At 47.3% G+C, this 21,142-nt stretch carries 20 protein-coding genes; 12 read left to right on the top strand and 8 right to left on the bottom strand.

The window, feature by feature from the left end:
- Window positions 1–25: 25 nt before the first annotated feature.
- Complete coding sequence (locus DF182_RS30655; RefSeq protein WP_113619560.1) at window positions 26–991, bottom strand: FecR family protein; 966 nt, start codon at window positions 989–991, stop codon at window positions 26–28.
- Between the two features lie 54 nt (window positions 992–1,045).
- Window positions 1,046–1,606 (bottom strand): RNA polymerase sigma-70 factor, encoded by a 561-nt coding sequence (locus DF182_RS30650; protein ID WP_113619559.1) that lies wholly within the window; start codon window positions 1,604–1,606, stop codon window positions 1,046–1,048.
- 305 nt (window positions 1,607–1,911) lie between these two features.
- Here DF182_RS30650 and DF182_RS30645 point away from each other — a divergent pair, with 305 nt between their 5' ends.
- The 9 genes from DF182_RS30645 to DF182_RS30605 all read left to right on the top strand — a co-directional run bounded on the left by DF182_RS30645 (window position 1,912) and on the right by DF182_RS30605 (window position 14,692).
- Complete coding sequence (locus DF182_RS30645; RefSeq protein ID WP_113619558.1) at window positions 1,912–4,332, top strand: glycoside hydrolase family 3 C-terminal domain-containing protein; 2,421 nt, start codon at window positions 1,912–1,914, stop codon at window positions 4,330–4,332.
- A 141-nt stretch (window positions 4,333–4,473) separates the two neighbouring features.
- Window positions 4,474–5,949 carry a hypothetical protein gene (locus DF182_RS30640; RefSeq protein ID WP_147243599.1) on the top strand — a complete coding sequence of 492 codons (1,476 nt, stop codon included), beginning with the start codon at window positions 4,474–4,476 and terminating at the stop codon, window positions 5,947–5,949.
- 103 nt (window positions 5,950–6,052) lie between these two features.
- A complete protein-coding gene (locus tag DF182_RS30635; protein WP_113619556.1) occupies window positions 6,053–7,411 on the top strand; it encodes an acyl-CoA dehydrogenase family protein in 1,359 nt (452 codons plus the stop codon).
- Window positions 7,412–7,486: 75 nt separating this feature from the next.
- Entirely contained in the window at window positions 7,487–8,242 is a 756-nt protein-coding gene (locus DF182_RS30630) for an SGNH/GDSL hydrolase family protein (RefSeq protein ID WP_113619555.1), read from the top strand.
- 167 nt (window positions 8,243–8,409) lie between these two features.
- The gene (locus tag DF182_RS30625) at window positions 8,410–9,258 is read left to right on the top strand and encodes an alpha/beta hydrolase (protein ID WP_113619554.1); all 849 of its coding nucleotides are present in this window, start codon (window positions 8,410–8,412) and stop codon (window positions 9,256–9,258) included.
- Between the two features lie 109 nt (window positions 9,259–9,367).
- A complete protein-coding gene (locus tag DF182_RS30620; protein WP_245957618.1) occupies window positions 9,368–11,485 on the top strand; it encodes a copper-translocating P-type ATPase in 2,118 nt (705 codons plus the stop codon).
- A gap of 71 nt (window positions 11,486–11,556) precedes the next feature.
- Window positions 11,557–12,678 carry an SPFH domain-containing protein gene (locus DF182_RS30615; protein WP_113619553.1) on the top strand — a complete coding sequence of 374 codons (1,122 nt, stop codon included), beginning with the start codon at window positions 11,557–11,559 and terminating at the stop codon, window positions 12,676–12,678.
- 94 nt (window positions 12,679–12,772) lie between these two features.
- Window positions 12,773–13,903 carry a zinc finger domain-containing protein gene (locus DF182_RS30610; protein WP_113619552.1) on the top strand — a complete coding sequence of 377 codons (1,131 nt, stop codon included), beginning with the start codon at window positions 12,773–12,775 and terminating at the stop codon, window positions 13,901–13,903.
- A gap of 225 nt (window positions 13,904–14,128) precedes the next feature.
- On the top strand, window positions 14,129–14,692 hold the full coding sequence (locus DF182_RS30605; RefSeq protein ID WP_161964324.1) for a DUF4142 domain-containing protein: 564 nt from the start codon (window positions 14,129–14,131) through the stop codon (window positions 14,690–14,692).
- Between the two features lie 63 nt (window positions 14,693–14,755).
- On the opposite strand, the gene DF182_RS30600 is transcribed toward DF182_RS30605, so the two are convergent.
- The 6 genes from DF182_RS30600 to DF182_RS30575 form a co-directional block, all read right to left on the bottom strand.
- Window positions 14,756–15,028 (bottom strand): GNAT family N-acetyltransferase, encoded by a 273-nt coding sequence (locus DF182_RS30600; protein WP_113619550.1) that lies wholly within the window; start codon window positions 15,026–15,028, stop codon window positions 14,756–14,758.
- 3 nt (window positions 15,029–15,031) lie between these two features.
- Window positions 15,032–15,472, bottom strand: a complete 441-nt coding sequence (locus tag DF182_RS30595) for a (4Fe-4S)-binding protein (RefSeq protein ID WP_113619549.1) — start codon at window positions 15,470–15,472, stop codon at window positions 15,032–15,034.
- A gap of 1 nt (window position 15,473) precedes the next feature.
- Window positions 15,474–15,875, bottom strand: a complete 402-nt coding sequence (locus tag DF182_RS30590) for an OsmC family protein (protein ID WP_113619548.1) — start codon at window positions 15,873–15,875, stop codon at window positions 15,474–15,476.
- A 13-nt stretch (window positions 15,876–15,888) separates the two neighbouring features.
- Window positions 15,889–16,518 (bottom strand): alpha/beta hydrolase, encoded by a 630-nt coding sequence (locus DF182_RS30585; protein WP_113619547.1) that lies wholly within the window; start codon window positions 16,516–16,518, stop codon window positions 15,889–15,891.
- Between the two features lies 1 nt (window position 16,519).
- Window positions 16,520–17,455 carry a ring-cleaving dioxygenase gene (locus tag DF182_RS30580; protein ID WP_113619785.1) on the bottom strand — a complete coding sequence of 312 codons (936 nt, stop codon included), beginning with the start codon at window positions 17,453–17,455 and terminating at the stop codon, window positions 16,520–16,522.
- A 97-nt stretch (window positions 17,456–17,552) separates the two neighbouring features.
- Window positions 17,553–18,086, bottom strand: coding sequence for a YceI family protein (locus tag DF182_RS30575; protein ID WP_113619546.1), 534 nt, complete (start codon window positions 18,084–18,086; stop codon window positions 17,553–17,555).
- A gap of 262 nt (window positions 18,087–18,348) precedes the next feature.
- Here DF182_RS30575 and DF182_RS32910 point away from each other — a divergent pair, with 262 nt between their 5' ends.
- From DF182_RS32910 to DF182_RS30560, 3 genes are all read left to right on the top strand, one after another.
- Entirely contained in the window at window positions 18,349–18,528 is a 180-nt protein-coding gene (locus tag DF182_RS32910; RefSeq protein ID WP_113619545.1) for an ABC transporter permease, read from the top strand.
- A gap of 89 nt (window positions 18,529–18,617) precedes the next feature.
- Window positions 18,618–19,985, top strand: a complete 1,368-nt coding sequence (locus DF182_RS30565; RefSeq protein WP_113619544.1) for an exonuclease domain-containing protein — start codon at window positions 18,618–18,620, stop codon at window positions 19,983–19,985.
- Window positions 19,986–20,137: 152 nt separating this feature from the next.
- Entirely contained in the window at window positions 20,138–21,067 is a 930-nt protein-coding gene (locus tag DF182_RS30560) for a phosphoribosylaminoimidazolesuccinocarboxamide synthase (protein WP_113619543.1), read from the top strand.
- Window positions 21,068–21,142 lie beyond the last annotated feature (75 nt).

Raw genomic sequence — 21,142 nt, 5'->3', positions numbered from 1 at the left:
ATATCTGATAAAATGGTTTAATAAGCTACTTGCTGATGACGATCGTATCGCCTTCCTGTCTGTAGTTGAAACCAAGCAAAAGTTGTAATTCATGCAAAACCTCGTCACAAGACTGGTCCTGGAAGCTGATCGTAGCTTTCTGCTGGGTAGCAGTAGCCTGATAACTATCCTCAATCCTGATGACTTTCCCGTAAAAGTCGGCTAATTGTGGCAATATTTCAACAAGTGATTGATCATTAAATTGCAAAATTCCGGTTTTCCATGCCATAAAGTTGGGCTCATCGTTGTCAGCAGAACTGAGCTGACCATCTCCCCAGACGCCTTTCTGGCCACTGGTAAGGATTACAGAGGATGTGTCGTTTTCCATGCCTAGTTTTACCTTACCGGAAGTAACGATAACGGTGGTATGGGCATCGACCGTTTTTACCGTAAAGGAGGTGCCTAATACTTCTACAATTGACTGGTTAGGTGTTTTTACCACGAAAGGATGGTGTGGGTCAACAGCAACCTCGAAGAAGGCTTCGCCTTCGAGCTCTACCACTCTTTCAGCTCCTTCGGAATATTTGATCCTGGCGCCTGGGCGCAGGGTGATCATGGATTTGTCTGACAGTTCCAGGCTTTTGATTTTACCATCATTGGCAGCCAGTTCCTGTACTTTCAGGGACGGACGGCTGGCTAGCCACCAGGCGCCGGCTGTCAGTGCTATTAATAATACAGCAGCAGCTGCGTATTTAATAGTGGCCATGCGGATGGTCCTGACAGGCGCTGCCTGATGCAGGGCTCGGTCTACCTTGTTCCACGCGGCTGCAGTATCAAATTGTTTTTGCTGAGGAAGATGGCCAGGAGCGTCCTGCCATATCTGCCGGGTTTTCTGGTATTCCGCCTCATTTTCCGCAGATGCATCCCTCCATTGCTGAAGGATAACCTCTTCTTCAGGCGAGGACTGCGACGACAGTTGCTTGGCGACTATTTCATATATGTAGGTATCCATGTTAATTACAGTGTGCTCTAATGTTAAAACGGGCAAAGGTGGTCATACCCTCTATTATTTGTTAAATATATTTAACAAAAAAAATAAAATCCCTGGTAACCCATACTGCCCCAGGTATTTACGAAGCAGTTTAAGCGCCCTCCCCATATAGTTCTCAACCGTTTTGGCTGATAATCCCAGTTTGGTGGCAGCTTGTTGGTGGGTCATACCCTGAAGGCGGCAACAAGTGAACACCTCCCTGCATTGCGGAGGGAGATTGGCAATCGCTTCATAAATCAGCTGTTCATAAAAAGGCTTGGCTTCCTTTATCTCCAGGGCATCGGGATCATCACTGACATCCGCCACCCATTCAAAGCCTTTGTTGCCGGCCTCCTCAGCACTCCGCTTTCGCAAAACTGAGATGGAATTATTACGAACAGCTCTGTATAAATAGGCTTTTATATTCGGAATACCGATTAATTCCCGGTGTTTCTGCCATAGTTTGATAAATGTTTCCTGTACTACATCTTCTGCTGCAGCATCATCGTCCAGAAAACTATTAGCGTAATTACACAATTCACTATACAGGGAATGGAAAAGCTCATTATATGCTTGATAAGAAGGTGATGTTATCATTTAACCTTCAAAGAGTTTTTAATGATGAATTGAACCCCGCTAATGTAGGTATTTTTTATTTTTCCTCAATAGGGGGATACCCTAATTTCTGCGTTATCAGTATAACGCCTAAGCCTATATGCTGTAATGTTTTTTCAGTTTTTAGTTTGTGTTTTTTTAGTTACCACCGGTTGCATAGTTATTATGCAACCGTTTTTTTTATCATTTCTATAATCTTACCCGATACTGGTGCAATTTTCGGCATTATTTGCAATCCGGTGCCCGGGCCTGTAACTTAGGCACCTGCTGATAATGGCACAAAAAGCATGCACGAACAGATTAAATCTTTTTCCGCGATAGCCTTGGCATTGGCCCTGACAGGCAGTTCCGCTATGGCACAGAAACAGTCACCCATTTACCGGCAGGGCTGGATAGACTTTAACAAAAACGGTAAAAAAGACATTTTTGAAGATCCAGCACAGCCGGTGGAAAACCGGGTGGCCGATCTGCTTTCGCAGATGACACTGGACGAAAAGACCTGCCAGACAGCCACGCTTTATGGCTATGGCAGGGTGCTGAAAGATGAAATGCCAACTCCCGAATGGAAAAATAAAGTGTGGAAAGACGGGATCGCCAACATCGATGAGGAACTTAACAGCCTCCCATTTAATAAAAAGGCCCAAACCCAGTGGTCCTTCCCCTATAGCAAACACACAGACGCCATCAATACCGTTCAGCGCTGGTTTATAGAAGAAACCAGGTTGGGCATTCCGGTTGACTTCAGTAATGAAGCCATCCACGGCCTCTGCCACGACAGGGCCACACCTTTCTGCGCCCCCATCGGCATCGGCAGCACCTGGAATAAAGCCCTGGTGTCCCGGGCCGGACATATCGCCGGCCGCGAAGCCAGGCTGCTGGGATATACCAATATATATGTCCCTATCCTGGACCCTGCCCGCGATCCCCGCTGGGGCAGGGTAGTGGAGTGTTATGGCGAAGATCCTTTCCTCATCGCGGAATTGGGCAAACAGATGACCCTGGGTGTGCAAAGCGAAGGAGTGGCCGCCACTCTCAAACACTACGCTGTATATAGCGTGCCCAAAGGCGGCCGGGATGGCAATGCCCGTACCGATCCGCATGTGGCTCCGCGTGAAATGCATCAGATTTATCTGTATCCCTTCCGCCGGGTAATACAGGAAGCCCATCCAATGGGCGTCATGAGCAGCTACAATGATTGGGACGGAGAACCCGTGACCGGCAGCTATTATTTCCTGACACAGCTGCTGCGGAAGGAATTTGGTTTCGATGGATATGTTGTTTCCGACAGTGAAGCGGTAGAGTATCTCTTCAGCAAACACCACGTGGCAACTGATTATAAGGATGCTGTTCGGCAGGCGGTGGAAGCCGGACTGAATGTACGTACTAACTTCACCCCGCCGGAAGACTTTATCATGCCTCTGCGGGAACTGGTGAAAGAAGGCCGGCTGTCTATGAAAACGCTCGACAGTCGTGTAGCGGATGTGTTGCGGGTGAAATTCAGACTGGGGCTGTTTGACAAGCCTTATGCAGATCCCAGGCTGGCCGACAAAGGTGTACACACACCTGATGACGAAGCCTTTGCCCTGCAACTGAACCGCGAATCCCTGGTGCTGCTTAAAAATGAAAAAGAAACATTACCCCTGGATAAAAAGCAGCTCAAAAATATCCTTGTTACGGGTCCGCTGGCGGCAGCGTCTACCCATGCAATCAGCCGCTACGGCCCTTCTAATAATCCTGTTACTACGGTGCTGGATGGTATCCGTCAGCAGGCAGGCAAGGGGGTGAACGTGATGTATGCTAAAGGATGCGATATCGTGAATCCGGGATGGCCAGGCACGGAAATCATTCCTACACCATTGGATGCCAGCGAACAGGCGGCTATCACTGAAGTGGTGGAATTGGCCCGTAAGTCAGATGTGGTGATCGCTGTGGTGGGCGAGGATGAAAAAAGAGTGGGAGAGAGTCTTTCCCGCACTGATCTCTCACTGCCTGGCAGACAACTGCAGTTGCTGCAGGCCCTCCACGCTACCGGTAAATCGGTAATCGCGGTGCTGATCAACGGACAACCACTGACGATTAACTGGGAACAGCAAAACCTGCCTGCTATCCTGGAAGCCTGGTTCCCCGGCCCTCAGGGCGGTACCGCTATTGCAGAAACACTTTTCGGTGATTACAATCCCGGTGGCCGTTTGTCTGTTACTTTCCCTAAATCGCTGGGACAGATAGAACTCAATTTCCCCGTCAAACCTGGTTCACATGCAGACCAGCCATCATCCGGGAACAATGGTTTTGGCCGCACCAGCGTGAATGGTGCCCTGTATCCTTTCGGTTATGGCCTCAGTTATACCTCCTTCGCATACGGCAACCTGGTAGTGTCTCCTGAAAAACAACATTCACAGGGGGACATTCAGGTAAGTGTGGAGGTAACCAATACGGGCAAACGAAAAGGGGATGAAGTGGTACAGCTCTATGTCAAAGATAAAGTAAGTAGCGTGACAACCTATGTGATGCAGCTGCGTGGCTTCGAGCGGATTTCTCTGGAGCCGGGTGAAAAGAAAACTGTCAACTTTACACTCCATCCGGAACACCTGGCCCTGTTGGACAAAAATATGAACTACACTGTGGAGCCGGGCGAGTTTGAGGTATTGATCGGTAGTTCCTCAGAAGACATCAGGCTGCGTAAGGACTTCTTAATTGTGCAGGACTAAGCAATACTAAGTGATCAGCAGGATTATCAGGCGTTTATCATCTTCCCCCCTGATAATCCTGTAAAATAATCCTGCTGATCTTATCTTCCCGTGTATTCGTGCCCGTAATTTATTATATTGCCACCCCAAAACACCTTCCCTATGAAAAGATTAGCAAGTATGTTAATCCTTTTGCCTTTGATGGCATGTTTGTCATGTAATACCAATAACGGTCATGCCACTACGGAAGAGCATGCAGATACGGTCAAAACAGTACCCTTTAATTTTCATGCCTGGTCGAAGGCCCTGAAGGTGATCGAGAAGCCAATCGATATTTATTCCCTGGAAGATGTTACGAATAACCCCGGTCCCTTTGCCGCTGGGGGCTTTAAAAAAATCTCTGCCGGCATACTCTCCCGAAGTAAAAGTTATATGGCTATAATCGCCTGGTGCGAAACAAATGAGAAGGAATCCGGTTCTGTTACTCTGTTGCTCACCTATACACCTGATGGTAAAGAAATTGCCAGGCAGGAAATAGGCCGCGAAAAACAGGAGACCCGTGAAGATGAATCCAATTACCTGCACAAATGGCCGGAGATGAATAATGACTCCATTGTACTCGTGAAAGAGATCTGGTATACTGTCCGTAAAGGAGGAGACGATACCGGCGAAAATAAAGCGAGGATGAAACAGTATAAGATAAACCAGCGGGGCGAGGTCACTGTTATTCCGCAGGAAACGGAATCTTTTGATGCATTCACCGGACGTTTTAATGTGCTGACAACCCCGTTAAACATCACCATGCCGGACCTGGCCCAACTAAAGCCACTGTCGCTGCTTACACCTTACTTTGATTTCAGCGATGTGCTTTATTTTAATGATATCAGATTTTACCATTATGGTAAAATTCCTTTGCCTGGCAAAAGGATTTACCTCCTTTATGCTGCTGCGCAGATGTATGGAGATGAAGCAGAGAGGGATTCTACTGTACAATTGATTGCCTATACATCTGATGGAAAGGAAACCGGACGGGTACGGCTCAATGGAATTTACGCTTCAGAAGGCCTTTATGATGCCAGTAAAAACGCTGCCATTGCTGCTGATGGCACCATCAGTGTAACGGAGGAGTCCAATGAGGATCAGATGGGAGATGTTTTTTATTTTACATCAATGGTATCAGATAAGGTTATTTACAGGCCCGATGCCGAAGGAAAACTGGTACGGGAATTAAAAGCCAGGGAATACAATAGCAGTGATTTCTCAACGGCAAATCTGAAGGAGATGCTGGTCTCCAGGAGAAAAGATGCAGACAAGCCTGATACAGAGCTTGACCAGCCTCTGTTTACGATTCCTCAGGAAAAAAATATCTATGTACGGGTACACGTTTATGATAATGGTCAGGAACAACTGGTAGAGTTATATACCGTAGATGCTGAATTGCATGTGCTGGATCATCACGTAATATACAATACGCTGAAAAAGGTGTCTTATGAAAAAGCATCGGCAAAAGATAAAACCACTGTCGAAGGTGAGTCGGATCCTGACCCGGATAAAAAGACGTTGTTAAAAGGCCCTGCTACTATTCGCCTCAAGGATAAAATACTGCAGATAACACCGGAAGGCAAGTTCCGGGAATAATAAATACTTTTCTTTTAAACTGATGCGGGCCAGGGGCGGAAAGGATGACAACCTCTTTCCATCTTTGGCCCGCAATTCGTATTTTCACATAAAACCATGTAGTATGTCCGGAACATTTTCAAAATTGAAGAATGCCTATCATCTGCTGAAGAGCATCGATTTCAAAATGCTGGCGAAACTGTCTGAGAAGGTAGACCTGTCGCAGGTGATGGCTACTGTTGCTAAAATGGATGACCAGCAGTTGAATGGTTTGATGAAGATGCTTACCAGCAGAGGAGGAAAGAAAAAATTACCGCCGATTGACGGGGATTTTTATGACCTGAGCAGCAGGCTGAATGCAGAAGACCGGGCATTGCAGCTGAAGGTGCGTGCTTTTATGGAGAAGGAGATTCAGCCTATTGTTAATGAGTACTGGATGAAAGCAGAATTTCCGTTTGAAATTATCCCGAAGTTCAGGGAGCTGAATATCTGTGGTGTTACCTATGATGGTTATGGATGTCCCAACCGTTCTTATCTGATGGAAGGGATTATTGCGATGGAAATGGCCAGGGTGGATGCATCCATCGCTACGTTTTTTGGGGTGCAGAGCGGGTTGTCGATGGGGTCCATTTATATGTTGGGTTCTGAAGCGCAGAAAGATGAATGGTTGCCTGGTATGCAGCAGCTGAAAACAATCGGGGCATTTGGGCTTACAGAGCCGGAAGTCGGTTCCGGTGCTGCCGGTGGTCTAACGACCACGGCTAAACGGGAAGGAGACACCTGGATACTGAATGGCCGGAAAAAATGGATTGGCAACGCCACCTTTGCGGATGTGATCGTGATCTGGGCCAGGGATGTGGATGATAACCAGGTGAAAGGTTTTCTGGTGCGAAAAGGTACGCCAGGCCTGTCGGTAGAGAAGATGCATGATAAGATGGCCTTGCGTATTGTGCAGAATGGCCTCATCACGATGAAGGATTGTCGCGTAGCGGAATCCGACCGCTTACAGCGGGCCAATAGCTTCAGGGATACCAGCAAGGTGCTCCGCATGACGCGTGCCAGCGTGGCCTGGGAGGCAGTAGGCTGTGCCCGCGGCGCCTATGAAAATGCATTGGCGTATACCCGTACCCGTGAACAATTCGGAAAACCGATTGCTTCCTTTCAGCTGATACAGGGTCATCTGGTGGAAATGTTGTCCAATCTCACCGCTATGCAGACAATGGTATACCGGTTGTCTGAGATACAGGATGAAGGAGGGCTGAAAGATGAACATGCCTCCCTGGCAAAAGTGTTCTGTACATTGCGTACAAGGGATGTGGTAAGAGGGGCAAGGGAAGTAATGGGCGGCAACGGTATCCTGCTGGAATATAATGTGGCTCGTTTTGTAGCAGATGCAGAAGCCATATATTCTTACGAAGGCACCAAGGAAATCAACTCGCTGATTGTAGGCCGCGCTATTACCGGTATCAGCTCGTTTGTATAAAAAATCAGAATCTTTTTATAGATTTAAGGCTTTACGGGCGTGCCTGTAAAGCCTTCATCATTTTAAAAATCCGTTATGAATCACTCGAACCGTCGAAACTTCCTTAAAAACGTTTCCCTGGGGAGCCTTGCTGCTATTAGCATCCCTCAGATAGTGTCTGCTGCTGTGGTGGCGGATAAAATCAAAAAAATAACTATCAAAAAAGAAGGTGTGGTCCTTTTTCAGGGGGATTCCATTACAGATGTGGGCCGCAAGCGGGAAGCAGCCGATCCTAACAACGGTCAGGCGCTGGGAGGCGGATATCCGCATCTGGCAGCGGCTTCCCTGTTGCTGAAGCGGGCTGGCGATAACCTGAAGTTTTACAACAAAGGTATTAGCGGCAATAAAGTGTATCAGCTGGCAGAACGCTGGGATACTGATTGCCTTCAACTAAAGCCCGATGTACTCAGTATCCTGATTGGGGTCAACGATTTCTGGCATACGCTCAACGGAAACTATAAAGGTACTTCCAAAGTGTACCGTGATGACTACGATAAACTGCTGGATCGTACGAAACAGGCATTGCCTGACCTGCAGCTGATCATCGGTGAACCTTTTGCTGTAAAAGGCGTAAAGGCTGTAGATGAAAAATGGTATCCTGTGTTTAATGAATACCGCGCAGCTGCCCGTGAATTGGCAGATAAATACAAAGCAACTTTTATTCCCTACCAGGCTATTTATGATAAAGCCCAACAATCAGCTCCTGCTGTTTACTGGACACCCGATGGTGTGCATCCAAGCGTAGCGGGCGCACAGCTGATGGCGGATGCCTGGCTGCAATGCATAAAATAATTTCATCGTTTTCAAACCACAAAGGTGCAAAGTGTCTTTAGCTTTGCGCCTTTGCTGTTTCTATTGTGTTGCGGAAAGATGATTATACCGAATATTTTGCAGAGGGAGGCAGTCCTTTTATGTGCAGGAAACATTTGTTACATTTGTTGATACCCAAATTTCCCGTTATGAAACAGCTGTTTACCTTCATCCTGATATTTACGCAGTACGCTATGGTTTATGCTCAGCAGAAAGAAAAGATACATCTGTGGCCCGGCGCCGTGCCTGGGGAAACAGATGCCAGGCATCCGGCCGTTGTTACGCCGGATGGCAGCAGGAATGTAGTCCGGCTGACAGATGTGACCGATCCTGTTCTTGAAGTATATCCCGCTACCGGAGCACATCGTACAGGCGTTGGCGTAGTCGTATGCCCCGGTGGGGGATACAATATCCTGGCCATTAACCTGGAAGGCTATGAAATAGCTGCCTGGCTCAATAAGCTGGGGTATACTGCCTTTGTATTACAATACCGGGTACCTAAGAAAGAAACCGGTGCATTGCAGGATGCACAACGGGCAATGCGCGTGGTACGCAGCCGTGCAGCTGCATGGGGACTGGACCCGGAAAAAATTGGTATGATGGGCTTTTCTGCCGGTGGCAGCCTTACCGCCAGAGCTGCTACCCTATATAACGTACAAACCTATACGCCGGTAGACAAAGCAGATTCGTTATCTGCCCGCCCTGCATTTGGTATGCTCATCTATCCGGCTTATCTCGACAAGGGTGAAGGACGTAAACTCACTCCGGAGCTGGCCGTCAACAAACAAACGCCTCCCATGTTTATCTTCGCTACCGCCGATGATACCTATGGTAACAGTGCACTGGTAATGGCTGGCGCTATGCGGGATGCAGGTGCGCCGGCTGAACTGCATTTTTATGCCAAAGGCGGACACGGCTACGGACTCCGCCCGGGAAATACAGCTGCAGAGGTATGGCCTGTACTGGCTGCTAAATGGATGCAACAGATAATCCCATGATATAATCATGTAAATCTTTCCAGGGATTATATAAATTTCCCGGCTATATAATCGGCAATTTTACAACAATTAAACTATACAGTTGTAATACCTAAAACCGGTTACAGTTATGGAAAAACACCAGCACATGCATATGCACATGGACCATGATCATCACGATAAAGAGGCCATGGACCACGTACACGACCATACGAAAAAGGAAGAACATCATGATCATACTCATCATAAGGACCATACTAACCACAACGCCCACACGGAACATGGAGGACATGGAGTACACGGAGGGCATGCGGGCCACGACCACCATGCTATGATCAATGATTTCCGTAAAAGGTTTTATGTGGTATTGTTATTAACTGTTCCGGTAATGCTGCTGTCTAAGATGATACAGCACTGGCTGGGATTACAGATCAGCTTCCCTGGTGATCAGTATGTGCTGACGGTTCTTTCTTCCATTATCTTTTTTTACGGAGGGTGGCCTTTCCTTTCAGGCTGGTTGTCTGAGATGCGCCAGCGTAACCCGGGAATGATGACCTTGATAGGTTTTGCCATTACAGTGGCTTTTATTTATAGCGTGGCCACCCTGTTTGGTTTACGGGGCATGGACTTCTTCTGGGAACTGGCTACACTGATTCTGATCATGTTGCTGGGACACTGGATTGAAATGAAGTCAGTGGCCGGAGCATCCCGTGAGCTGGAACTGCTGGTGCAGCTGATGCCTGCGGAGGCGCATCTGGTGGAAAACGGCAGTATCAGAGAAGTGAAAACAGATAGCCTCCAACCCGGCGATGTGGTGCTGATAAAACCCGGAGAAAAAGTAGCTGCTGACGGTACTGTAACTGATGGTAGCAGTTATCTCAATGAATCCATGTTGACGGGCGAATCAAAACCCGTGAAAAAAAGTATAGGCGACAGGGTTATTGCCGGCTCCATCAACGGCAACCACGCATTGCACGTAAAAGTATCACATAACGCAGCATCTTCCTATCTCTCCCAGGTCATCAAACTGGTGAATGACGCACAGCAGGCTAAATCCAATACGCAGTTACTCGCCGACAAGGCAGCCCGCTGGCTGACGCTCATCGCCATTGTAGCAGGTATCAGCACTTTTGCATACTGGCGTATAGATGGACAGTCTATTTCCTTTGCTATGGAAAGGATGGTAACGGTGATCGTGATCTGCTGCCCACATGCTCTTGGGCTGGCAGTGCCGCTGGTAGTAGCACGTTCCACTACCATGGCTGCCAAACACGGCCTGCTTATAAAAAACAGAACGGCTTTTGAAAATGCCCGTAAAATCACTACGCTGGTATTTGATAAAACCGGCACCCTCACCATTGGTAAGTTTCAGGTGGTGCAGATGGAAACACTCGATAACAGTTACTCTCCTGAAGATATACTGGCTCTCGCAGCGGCAGTGGAACAGCAGTCTGAACATCCTATTGCCACCGGTATTGTAGACAAAGCCCGTTCACTGGGACTGCAGATTCCCGTTGCCTCAGAGATGCAGGCGATGGCGGGAAAGGGCATCCAGGCAAGTGTAGCAGGCAAACAGGTGATGGTGGTAAGCCCCGCTTATGTAAAGGAACAATTCCCGCAACAGCCGGAAGTGACGCAGAATGGCACCGGTACCTTATCCTATGTGATCATTAATAATAAACCTGCAGGTTATGTAGTGCTGGCAGATGAGCTGAGGCCTGAGTCTTTCCCTGCAGTGCAGACACTGAAGAAAGAACATATCGCTACCGTGCTGCTCACGGGCGATAATAAAAAAGTGGCAGCGGTAGTAGCGCAGCAGTTGCAGCTTGATAGTTATATCGCAGAAGTGCTGCCTCACCAGAAGCTGGAAGAAATCCGCAAATTACAGGCTGCAGGGCAGTTTGTAGCCATGACTGGAGACGGTATCAATGATGCACCGGCACTGGCTCAGGCGGATGTGGGCATTGCCATTGGCTCGGGGTCTGATATAGCTGCAGAAACAGCAGGTATTGTGCTGGTCAATAGTAACCCACAGGATATTGTAAGCCTGATACGTTTTGGTAAAGCCACCTATCGTAAGATGATTCAGAATCTGGCCTGGGCTACCGGCTACAATGTTATCACCATGCCGCTGGCCGCCGGAGTACTTTACCATTGGGGCGTGTTGTTAAGTCCAGCTGCTGGTGCGGTGCTGATGACAGTGAGTACGGTAATTGTGGCTATCAATGCCAGATTGCTGAAATTATAACACTTTATTATTAGTATTTCCAATAAATAATTCTATAAATTTGACCAGTGATGTTCTAAAAAACCTGTTATATGGGAATATTTGATAAACTCCGGAATGAATTTATTGACATTATTGAGTGGACAGACCCGTCCACAGACACCATTGTGTGGAAGTTTCCCCGTTACCAGAATGAAATAAAAATGAACGCCAAGCTGACGGTTAGAGAATCGCAGGTGGCTGTTTTTATGAATGAAGGTAAAATTGCCGATGTTTTTCAACCGGGCATGTATACACTGACTACCCAGAACATGCCTATCCTCACTACTTTACAGGGATGGAAATATGGTTTCAATAGCCCCTTTAAAGCAGATGTGTTTTTTGTAAGCATGCGGCAGTTCACCAACCAGAAATGGGGCACCAAAAACCCTGTTATGCTCCGGGATGCTGAGTTCGGACCAATACGCCTGCGTGCCTTTGGTAGCTATGCTTTCCGTGTGAAGGATGCAACCACATTCCTGAAGGAAGTTGCTGCCACCAACCCAGAGTATACTGTTGATGGTATCAATGAGCAGCTGCGTAATCTGGCTGTTTCCCGCGGTATGGATGCTATCGCGGAAGCGAAGATCCCAGTGCTCGATCTGGCTGCAAAGTATGATGAAGTATCTCAACTGATCACCGATAAGATCCGACCTGAGTTTAATGAACTGGGTCTGGACCTGACTAAGTTTCTCATCGAAAATATTTCCCTGCCACCAGAAGTGGAAGAGGCGCTGGACAAACGTAGCAGCATGGGTATCGTGGGTAACCTGGGCGCTTATGCGCAGTTCCAGGCTGCCAATGCCATGGAAAAAGCCGCTGCCAATCCTTCAGGTGGTCTGGCTGCTGCCGGTCTGGGTGCCGGTATGGGTGCTGCCATGATGGGACAGGTAGGAAATATGTTCCAGAACAACCAGGTTAATCAGCAGCAACAGCAGCCTGCCGCCGGGCCTGGCATGCCACCACCGTTGCCTGGTACAGAACCGTTTTATGTAGCTGTTGAAGGCAAACAGGCCGGTCCTTACAATATGGACCAGCTGAAACAACTGGCTGCATCCGGCGGTTTACAGTCACAAACACTGGTATGGAAAACAGGCATGGCCGCATGGGCCGCTGCCGCTACAGTACCGGAACTGGCCCCTGTGCTGGCTACCGTACCGCCACCACTGCCTTAAACCGATTCCCGATAATAATGTAAGTGAATGGCGTATATCCGTGAACGATATACGCCATTCATTATTCTGATGTACAAATTTTCCGCTATCATCTATGTCTTTTGAGGAAAAAACAAGTGAAACAGTATCCTCGCTGAAATGTCAGAATTGCGGCGCCATACTGCATTATGCCCCCGGTACCAACAGCCTGAAATGTGAGTATTGCGGCACAGTGAATACTATTGAAGAAGAAAATGCAGCCCCCGCAAGTATTCATGCATTCGACTATGATACTTTTATTGCAGATCTGCAAGGTCATACAGAAAATACAGAGCAGGCCGTAGTGGTGAAATGTAATAGCTGTGGAGCCTCCACTACCATGCTCCCCAATGTCACGGCCGATGCCTGTCCTTTCTGTGCCTCGCCACTGGTAGTGCAGCAGGGAACTTCAACTGCCATCCTGCAGCCACATTATGTATTGCCCTTCGTGGTGAGTGATAAGGAAGCCCAGCAATATTTCCAGCAGTGGATGAGTAAGCTGTGGTTTGCGCCGTCGGATATGGTAAGAAAAGTAAAAGATGCTTCCAGACAGCAACTGAAAGGGGTGTATATACCTCACTGGAGTTATGATACTAATACCGTGACTTCCTATCGCGGTCAGCGGGGAGAATATTATTACACTACCGAAACTTATACAGAGGAAGTGAATGGCAGAACGGAGACACGTACCCGTCAGGTGCGTCATACGGCCTGGTACAACACTTCCGGTGTAGTAGATAATTCATTCCGCGATGTATTGGTTACTGCCAGCCCTTCGCTGCCCCGTAAAATGGCAGAGATACTGGAACCCTGGCATCTGGACCAGCTTAAAGCCTACGATGGGCGCTATCTGAGCGGTTTCAGGGCTGAGCTCTATCAGACCAATGCAGAGCAGGGACTGACCATCGCCAAAAAAAGAATGGACCCTGTTATCCAGGATGAAATCCGTTCAGATATCGGCGGTGATGAGCAGTCTATTGACAGTTACAACGTACGGTATAACGACCTTGGACTGAAGTACCTGTTGCTGCCGGTATGGTTGAGTGCTTACCGTTATGATAACAAGCTGTATCATTTTGTAGTCAACGCCAGCACTGGCGAAGTGACGGGTGACCGCCCCTACAGCTGGATAAAAATAGCCGGTCTTATTATCACTATCATCATTGCAGCTATTGTTATCTACCAGTTTTTTGCCACCCAGCAATAATTTTATAAGGGGTTGATCAACTATATGATCAACCCCGTTTTTTATCTTCCGGTTATTTTACATACTGAGGAAATGCTTCTACAATAAAGCATTCCCGGCCGTTAGCCTGTCTTCACTACATCTTCTTCCTTAATAAATTAATGCAGCTTCCTCCGCACATGGTACCTTTTTTGTCGCATGCTGGGAGAGGAGAAACCTTGTATTTACCCAATAATTTCAATGGCCATGAAAAAGTCAATCTTTTTTGCAACGGCGCTGTTGGGTGCATGGATGTTGCATTCCTGTGGCAATAGACAAAATCCACAACATGAGAAACCGGAAGATTCTGCCAACGCTCTCAATGAAACAATGAGAAAGGTGGATGACACCTCTTCTGCGTTTGCTGTGGACGCAGCCGACAGAAACATGATGGAGATACAGTTGGGGAAACTGGCGCAGGAAAAGGCTGCAAACCCAAGGGTGAAAGCATTTGCCACCATGATGGTAGAAGAACATACCAAAGCCAATGATCAGTTAAAGACAATTGCCAGCAGAAAAGGAATTGTACTACCGACAGAATTGTCTACTGCATCAAAGAATTTTATCGATAAATGGAGTCAGAAAAAGGTGGAACGTTTTGATAAGGAATATATACGTGAGATGGTGGACCACCATGATCAGGATGTGAAGGACTTTGACAACGCCGCCAATAACCTGCAGGATGAAACACTGAAGGAATGGGCCAGAAAGATGTTGCCTGTTCTGATAGTACACCAGGACTCCGCCAGGGCTATTAGTGAATCCCTGTAGTCAAATACGAATTACGAATTCCTGCAATTTTCCATTCGTAATTCGTAATTGATAATTCGTATTTCATAAAAGATCGTTGTATTCCGGGTGTTTTTTCATATAGGCGTGTACGTAAGGACACAGCGGTTTTACCTTGAGGTGGTTGGCTCGTGCATACTCCAATACATATTTGGCCAGTTGAGAGGCGATGCCTTTCCCTTCCAGTTCCGGCGGTACTTCCGTATGTATATAGATGATGCCGCCGGGAAACAGTTTATAAACAATAAAGGCGGTGTGTCCGTCTACCACTGTTTCAAACTGGTGTTTAGTGGTGTTTTGCTGAATAGTAAGTTCCATATATTATTCGTTGTCTGTAAATCCTGTTTTAATATGTGTACCATCGCAGTAGGGCATATTGGAAGAGCTTCCACAGCGACAGAAAGCGGTAACTTTATACTCCTGTGTTTCGTGTCCGGATGTATCCTTTGTATGGATGCTGCCATATATCAGCCTCGGACCGTTGGGTACTATTTCTGCGAGGCTGCTTGCGGTTATCTCGGGTGATGATCCGTTTGCCAGCACTTCGTTGTTCATAAAATAAGTGAGGGCGCCGGAAGGACATTTATTTACCTGTTGTATGATCCGTTCTGTATTGCTGCCTGTAGCATTGATCCATGGTTTGGCATGTGGATCAAATACTTCAGGAAGCCCTCGGAAACATACTTCCGAGTGTTTGCACACTTCGGGTTTCCATACAATGGTTACTTCACCATTGGAGTATGTTTTGGTAATGTCTTTCATATCAATCTGCTTTAGTATTGATAATAATAGGGTTCGTCAGTACTTTATGAACAGGGCATGCATGGGCAATTTCCATCAGCCTTTTTCTTTGCGTTTCGTCAAGGTCGCCTGTAATATGTACAAGACATTCGATGACGGTTGTTTTCGGATCTGGTTTGGCATCACTGTCAAACCGGAGTTCAACATCTATCTTTTCTACCGGCCATTTTTTCCTTGCTGCATACATGGTGAGTGTGATGGCGGTACAGGAGCCCAGGCTGCTGAGTAATAACTCACCGGGAGTGGGGCCGGTATCGCCACCGGACACCTCTGCCGGTTCATCAGCCAGCCATCTGTGGTCTCTAGCTGCAATTGATACCTGATACGGAATTCCTTCGATACTTACTTTTACTTCTTCGTTCATTTTTATTACGGTGTTACCGGAAATTTTCTTTTACCCAGCCTGCTGCCAGGTCAATATCCTGTTGTGTTAAATGATGTCCTGCATTAATATCGTAGTTGCTTACCTGGAAGCCGTTGGCAGTCAGCAGGGTGGCATAGGCTTCGGTGGCAGCTGGTTTTACGGTGTGGTCTGTTTTCCCTGAGCTCATGAATACGGGTTGTTGCCGGGTGGTTTCAAACGGATCTTCAATACCATGCAACGGCTGCATCGGCCGGAAAAGTACGGCACCAGCCAACAGTTCGGGGTAGAGCATCAGCACAGCCCCGGCAATATTGGCGCCGTTGGAATACCCGGCAGCTACGAGCTGCTGCAGATCAAACCCTTCTTTAGCCGACAGTTCCTTGAGAAAGTGGACCATTTCATGTGTTCTGAAATGTACATCCTGCTCATCAAAAACACCCATAGACAGCCGGCGGAAGAAGCGGGGCATTCCCTGTTCCTGCACATTGCCACGAAGGCTTAATACATGGAAATGTGGAGCCATAGCCGGTGCCAGCGGCAACATATCCCGCTCATCACCACCGGTACCATGCAGTAATAATAACGTATGGGCGTTATGGTTAGCTGCCGGCTGGTAAATATAGTGCAAGGGTTGAAAGTCCATCTTAAACCAGTTTAATCAGTTTCTGCTCTATCTCTGCCCGTTGTGGTTCGAATTGAGCGGGCAACATCAGATGCGTGCCCAGTTCCTCAACAGACTCATCTACGGTGAATCCGGGCGTGTCTGTAGCCAGTTCAAAAAGCACGCCGCCTGGTTCTCTGAAATATACAGAGCGGAAATATTTCCGGTCCAGCTGAGGAGTGGCATTTAATCCAAGTGCTTCCAGTTTTTCGCGGTAGTGCAGTTCCATGGCATCATCTTTCATGCGGAAGGCAATATGATGAATACTGCCACCAGCCACATGGCCACGGAGTTCGCCCTTGGCTTCCACCAGATCTATATAATTGGCGGTATCGCCGGCAGGGCTGGCAAAACGGTACCGATTCGCATGATGTTTAATCAACTCAAATCCGAAAACGGATACCAGTAGATCGGCGGTGGCCTGTATGTCGTCCAGCGTTAGCGTTACATGATGAAAGCCACGGGTGGCGTTTTCAGCGCTCACCTCGGCTGTTTCCCAGGGTACGCGGTCGTCTGTTTTTTCAGGTACGGTCAGCTCTATCTTAAGTCCGTCCGGGTCCAGGAAAGTAAGGTATATCTCCCCGAATTTGGAAGAAGGCTTATTGTAGATGATATTGGCGGCATCCAGCCGTTTGAGCCAGAAATTAATGCTGCCCTCCGGTATGGAGTAGCCGATCTCGGTGGCCATATGGGTGCCTCTGCGTCCGGTCATTATATCTTCCCAGGGAAAGAATGTCAGAATCGTGCCGGGGCTACCTGTTTTGTCTCCATAATAAAAGTGATAGGTATGCGGATCGTCAAAGTTCACCGTTTTCTTAACAAAACGCAGTCCCATTATCCTCGTATAAAAATCATAATTTTTTTTTGCATTACCGGAAATCGCGGTAATATGATGCAGTCCTGTTATAGCTTGATCCATATGCCTTTTCATTTGAGGATTCTTTGATTTTCGATTTTCTGACGAATGTATAAGCATCTCAAAAAACCGAAAATCAAAGAATCAGTCGTCGGTATTATTACTGTTTCAGCAGTTGTACTTCACATTGTATCTTTACTTCATCGCTGACCATTACGCCACCGGCTTCTGTGGCGGCATTCCATGTCAACCCGAAATCCTTGCGGTTGATTTTGCCATTGATCGTAAAACCGGCTTTGGTATTGCCCCAGGGATCTTTTACAACGCCGCCGAATTCAACATCCAGCTTCACGTTTTTAGTGACATCACGGATGGTCAGATCACCATGTAGTACATATGAGCCGTCATTGTCCACGCTTTCAATTTTGGTGGCTGTAAAATTGATGTTCCGGAATTTGTTGACATCAAAGAAGTCCGGAGAACGGAGGTGCTCATCACGCTGTGTATTGGCTGTGGTGATTGAATCTACATCAACCGTAGCAGTAGCTTTGGCGTTCAGAAAGTCTTCTCCTTCTGTTTCAGCTTCTACCCGGAAGTTGGTAAACCTGCCGGTGACATTTGTAATCATCAGGTGTCTGATCTTGAAAGAGAGTTCGCTGTGATCGGCGTCGGAAACCCATTTTAGTTTTGCCATAATTGATGAGATGTTTTATTGATGATTAAATAGTTTGTCTTATTGACACTGCAAATTTCAGTTAAAGTACAGGGTATAGAAATGGATAAAATAAACTTAATGATGTACAAATTTTTCCTGAGCTCATTAAATATAACGCTTTTAGTAAGGAAGTATTCAGTATTAGCTAATGTTTGATTTTTTTTAAATAATATAAACATTATGCATGAAAAATTGTTCAATTGTGTTGATACTCAGGATTATCGGGATGAAATGATATTTTATGAGACATTTCCTGTTATTAACACGCTTACTGCCAGCGATGTTTGCTGCGGGGCAGGAGAGTGGAAAGCAGCTCCCCTTTTTTCTCATGTGTGGGTACGCGTGGCCATTTGAATCGATGCCGAAACCTTTACAGTGGCTGTCTTCGCTGCTGCCACTGACACCTTTTGTAAAAGTATAACCTGCTGCTGTTGTGGATTTTTTATCTTTTGCTGGCATTAAGGGGATTAAGAAGGTTGAACAAAAAGCAACAACCTTTATCTTTGTAAGGTGTACGCAATAGTAGATATAGAAACCACAGGCGGCCATGCCAGCGCCAACGGAATTACCGAGATCGCCATCTACCTGTCTGATGGCCGGGAAGTCACCCAGCATTATCAGACGCTGATTAATCCGGGTGTGCCCATTCCTTATTACATAGAGTCACTGACGGGCATCACCAACAGTATGGTGGCTGAAGCTCCGCCCTTTGAAGCGGTGGCCCCGATGATACATGAGCTGTTACAGGACCGGATTTTTGTGGCGCATAATGTCAACTTTGATTATTCCTTTGTAAAGCATCATCTGGCGGCAGCAGGCTTTGAGCTGCAATGCAAAAAACTTTGTACCGTAAGGCTGGGCCGCAAGATCTTTCCGGGCCTGCCTTCGTATAGTCTGGGTAACTTCTGCCGGCATATGAATATTCCGGTCAACGGCCGCCACCGTGCCGGCGGCGATGCGGAAGCTACCGCCAAACTGTTTGCTCTGATGCTGCAGCATGACACGGAAAAGGCCATAGCAGCCGCGCTCAAAGTAGGGTCCAAAGAGCAGTTCCTGCCTCCCAACCTGGAGCCGGCGGTGGTGAAGCAGCTTCCGGAAGTACCAGGTGTCTATTATTTTCATGATGTGAAAGGCAAAGTGGTATATGTAGGAAAAGCCAAGGATATACGTAAACGAGTTAACAGCCATTTCTCCGGTCATAGCGCCAGCAGGCAGCGACAGAATTTCCTCCGGACAATCGTTAATATTACTTATCAGGAAACCGGTACAGAACTGATGGCCTGTATCCTGGAGTCTGTGGAGATAAAGCGGCTCTGGCCGGCCTTCAACCGTGCACAGAAAAGGGTAGAGTTCCGCTACGGCTTCTACCTCTTTGAAGACCAGGAAGGGTACCTCCGGCTGGCAATCGAGAAAAGACGGAAGTTCAGCGCACCGGTACATGCTTTTAACATGCTGGTAGACGGACACCGGCTGCTGCGTGCCCTGATCAAACAATTTGAGCTCTGCCCTAAATTATGTTTCCTGCAAAAGGGTGATGGCACCTGTGCCGGTGTAACGGCTGCCACCTGCCATGGGGCATGTGACAAACAGGAAGCCCCTGAAACCTATAATCAACGGGTAAAAGCGGCTATTGCTTTTCTTCAGGAGCAACAACCATCTGTAGTGATCATGGACAAAGGCCGCAACAGCGATGAACAAAGTTGTATCCTGCTGGAGAAAGGCCGGTTCTACGGTATGGGATATGTGCCGGCACATATCCGGACCACCGACGCTGAAACGCTCAGACCACATCTCACTCAATACCCGGAAAATGAAGTGATCATTAGTTTGCTGCGGCCTTACGCCACAAACAGCAAACAATTATCATCTCCTCAATAAAAATCAGCAAAGGGTAAAAAAAACAGAAGAATTCGTTTGAATCATGCAAATCATGGTTACTTTTGCACCCGGTTACAATCGTATCATTGTGGAATTGAAATGGTTATTGTTGTACCTCCTAATTATGATATTCAATCCTTAATTAATAGTTCATGTTAGAATCAAATTTCAAATTCCCGGGTCAGACCGCCTTCTACAAAGGGAAAGTACGTGATGTATACACCATTGAGGACAGACTCATGGTAATGGCCGTTAGTGACCGTATCTCCGCGTTTGATGTGGTATTGCCCCGCCCTATTCCTTACAAAGGACAGGTACTGAACCAGGTGGCGGCCATCATGCTGGAAGCGACCAAGGACATCGTACCTAACTGGGTAAAAAGTACCCCGCTGCCTAACGTAACCATAGGTTTGAAATGCGAAACCTTCCCGGTAGAAATGGTAGTTCGCGGAAACCTCACCGGTCATGCGTGGAGAACTTATAAAACCGGACAGCGTGTACTCTGTGGCGTTACTATGCCGGAAGGCCTGAAGGAAAATGACTTTTTCCCAACGCCAATCATCACGCCAACTACCAAAGCACATGAAGGTCACGATGAAGACATCTCCCGTGAAGAAATCATTGCCCAGGGTCTGGTGAGCAAAGAAGATTACGAACAGCTGGAAAAATACACCCTCGCGCTGTTTGCAAGAGGTAAGGAGATGGCTGCAAAACGTGGTCTGATCCTGGTAGATACCAAATATGAATTCGGTAAAATCGGTGACACCATCTACGTGATCGATGAAATCCACACACCGGATTCTTCCCGTTACTTCTACGCTGAAGGTTACGAAGAAAATCAGCAAGCTGGTAAACAACAACGTCAGCTGAGCAAGGAATTTGTTCGTGAATGGCTGATGGAAAACGGCTTCCAGGGTAAAGACGGTCAGCAGATACCTGAAATGACCGACGCTTTCGTTAACAGCGTGAGCGAGCGTTATATCGAGCTGTTTGAGAATATCACCGGTCAGAAATTTGTGAAAGAAGATGTGACAGGGGAAGAAGCAGAAGCGAAAATCATCGCAACGCTGAAACAATTCTAAGCTGTCATTGACGCAAAATAAATTAAAGACCCGGGCATGATCTCCATGCGCCGGGTCTTTTCTTTGATGCATAAT

It is taken from the genome of Chitinophaga flava, assembly GCF_003308995.1.
Lineage (GTDB): Bacteria > Bacteroidota > Bacteroidia > Chitinophagales > Chitinophagaceae > Chitinophaga > Chitinophaga flava.
The sequence above is the reverse complement of the archived record's forward strand: the minus strand, read 5'-3'. Positions and strand labels throughout refer to the sequence as shown.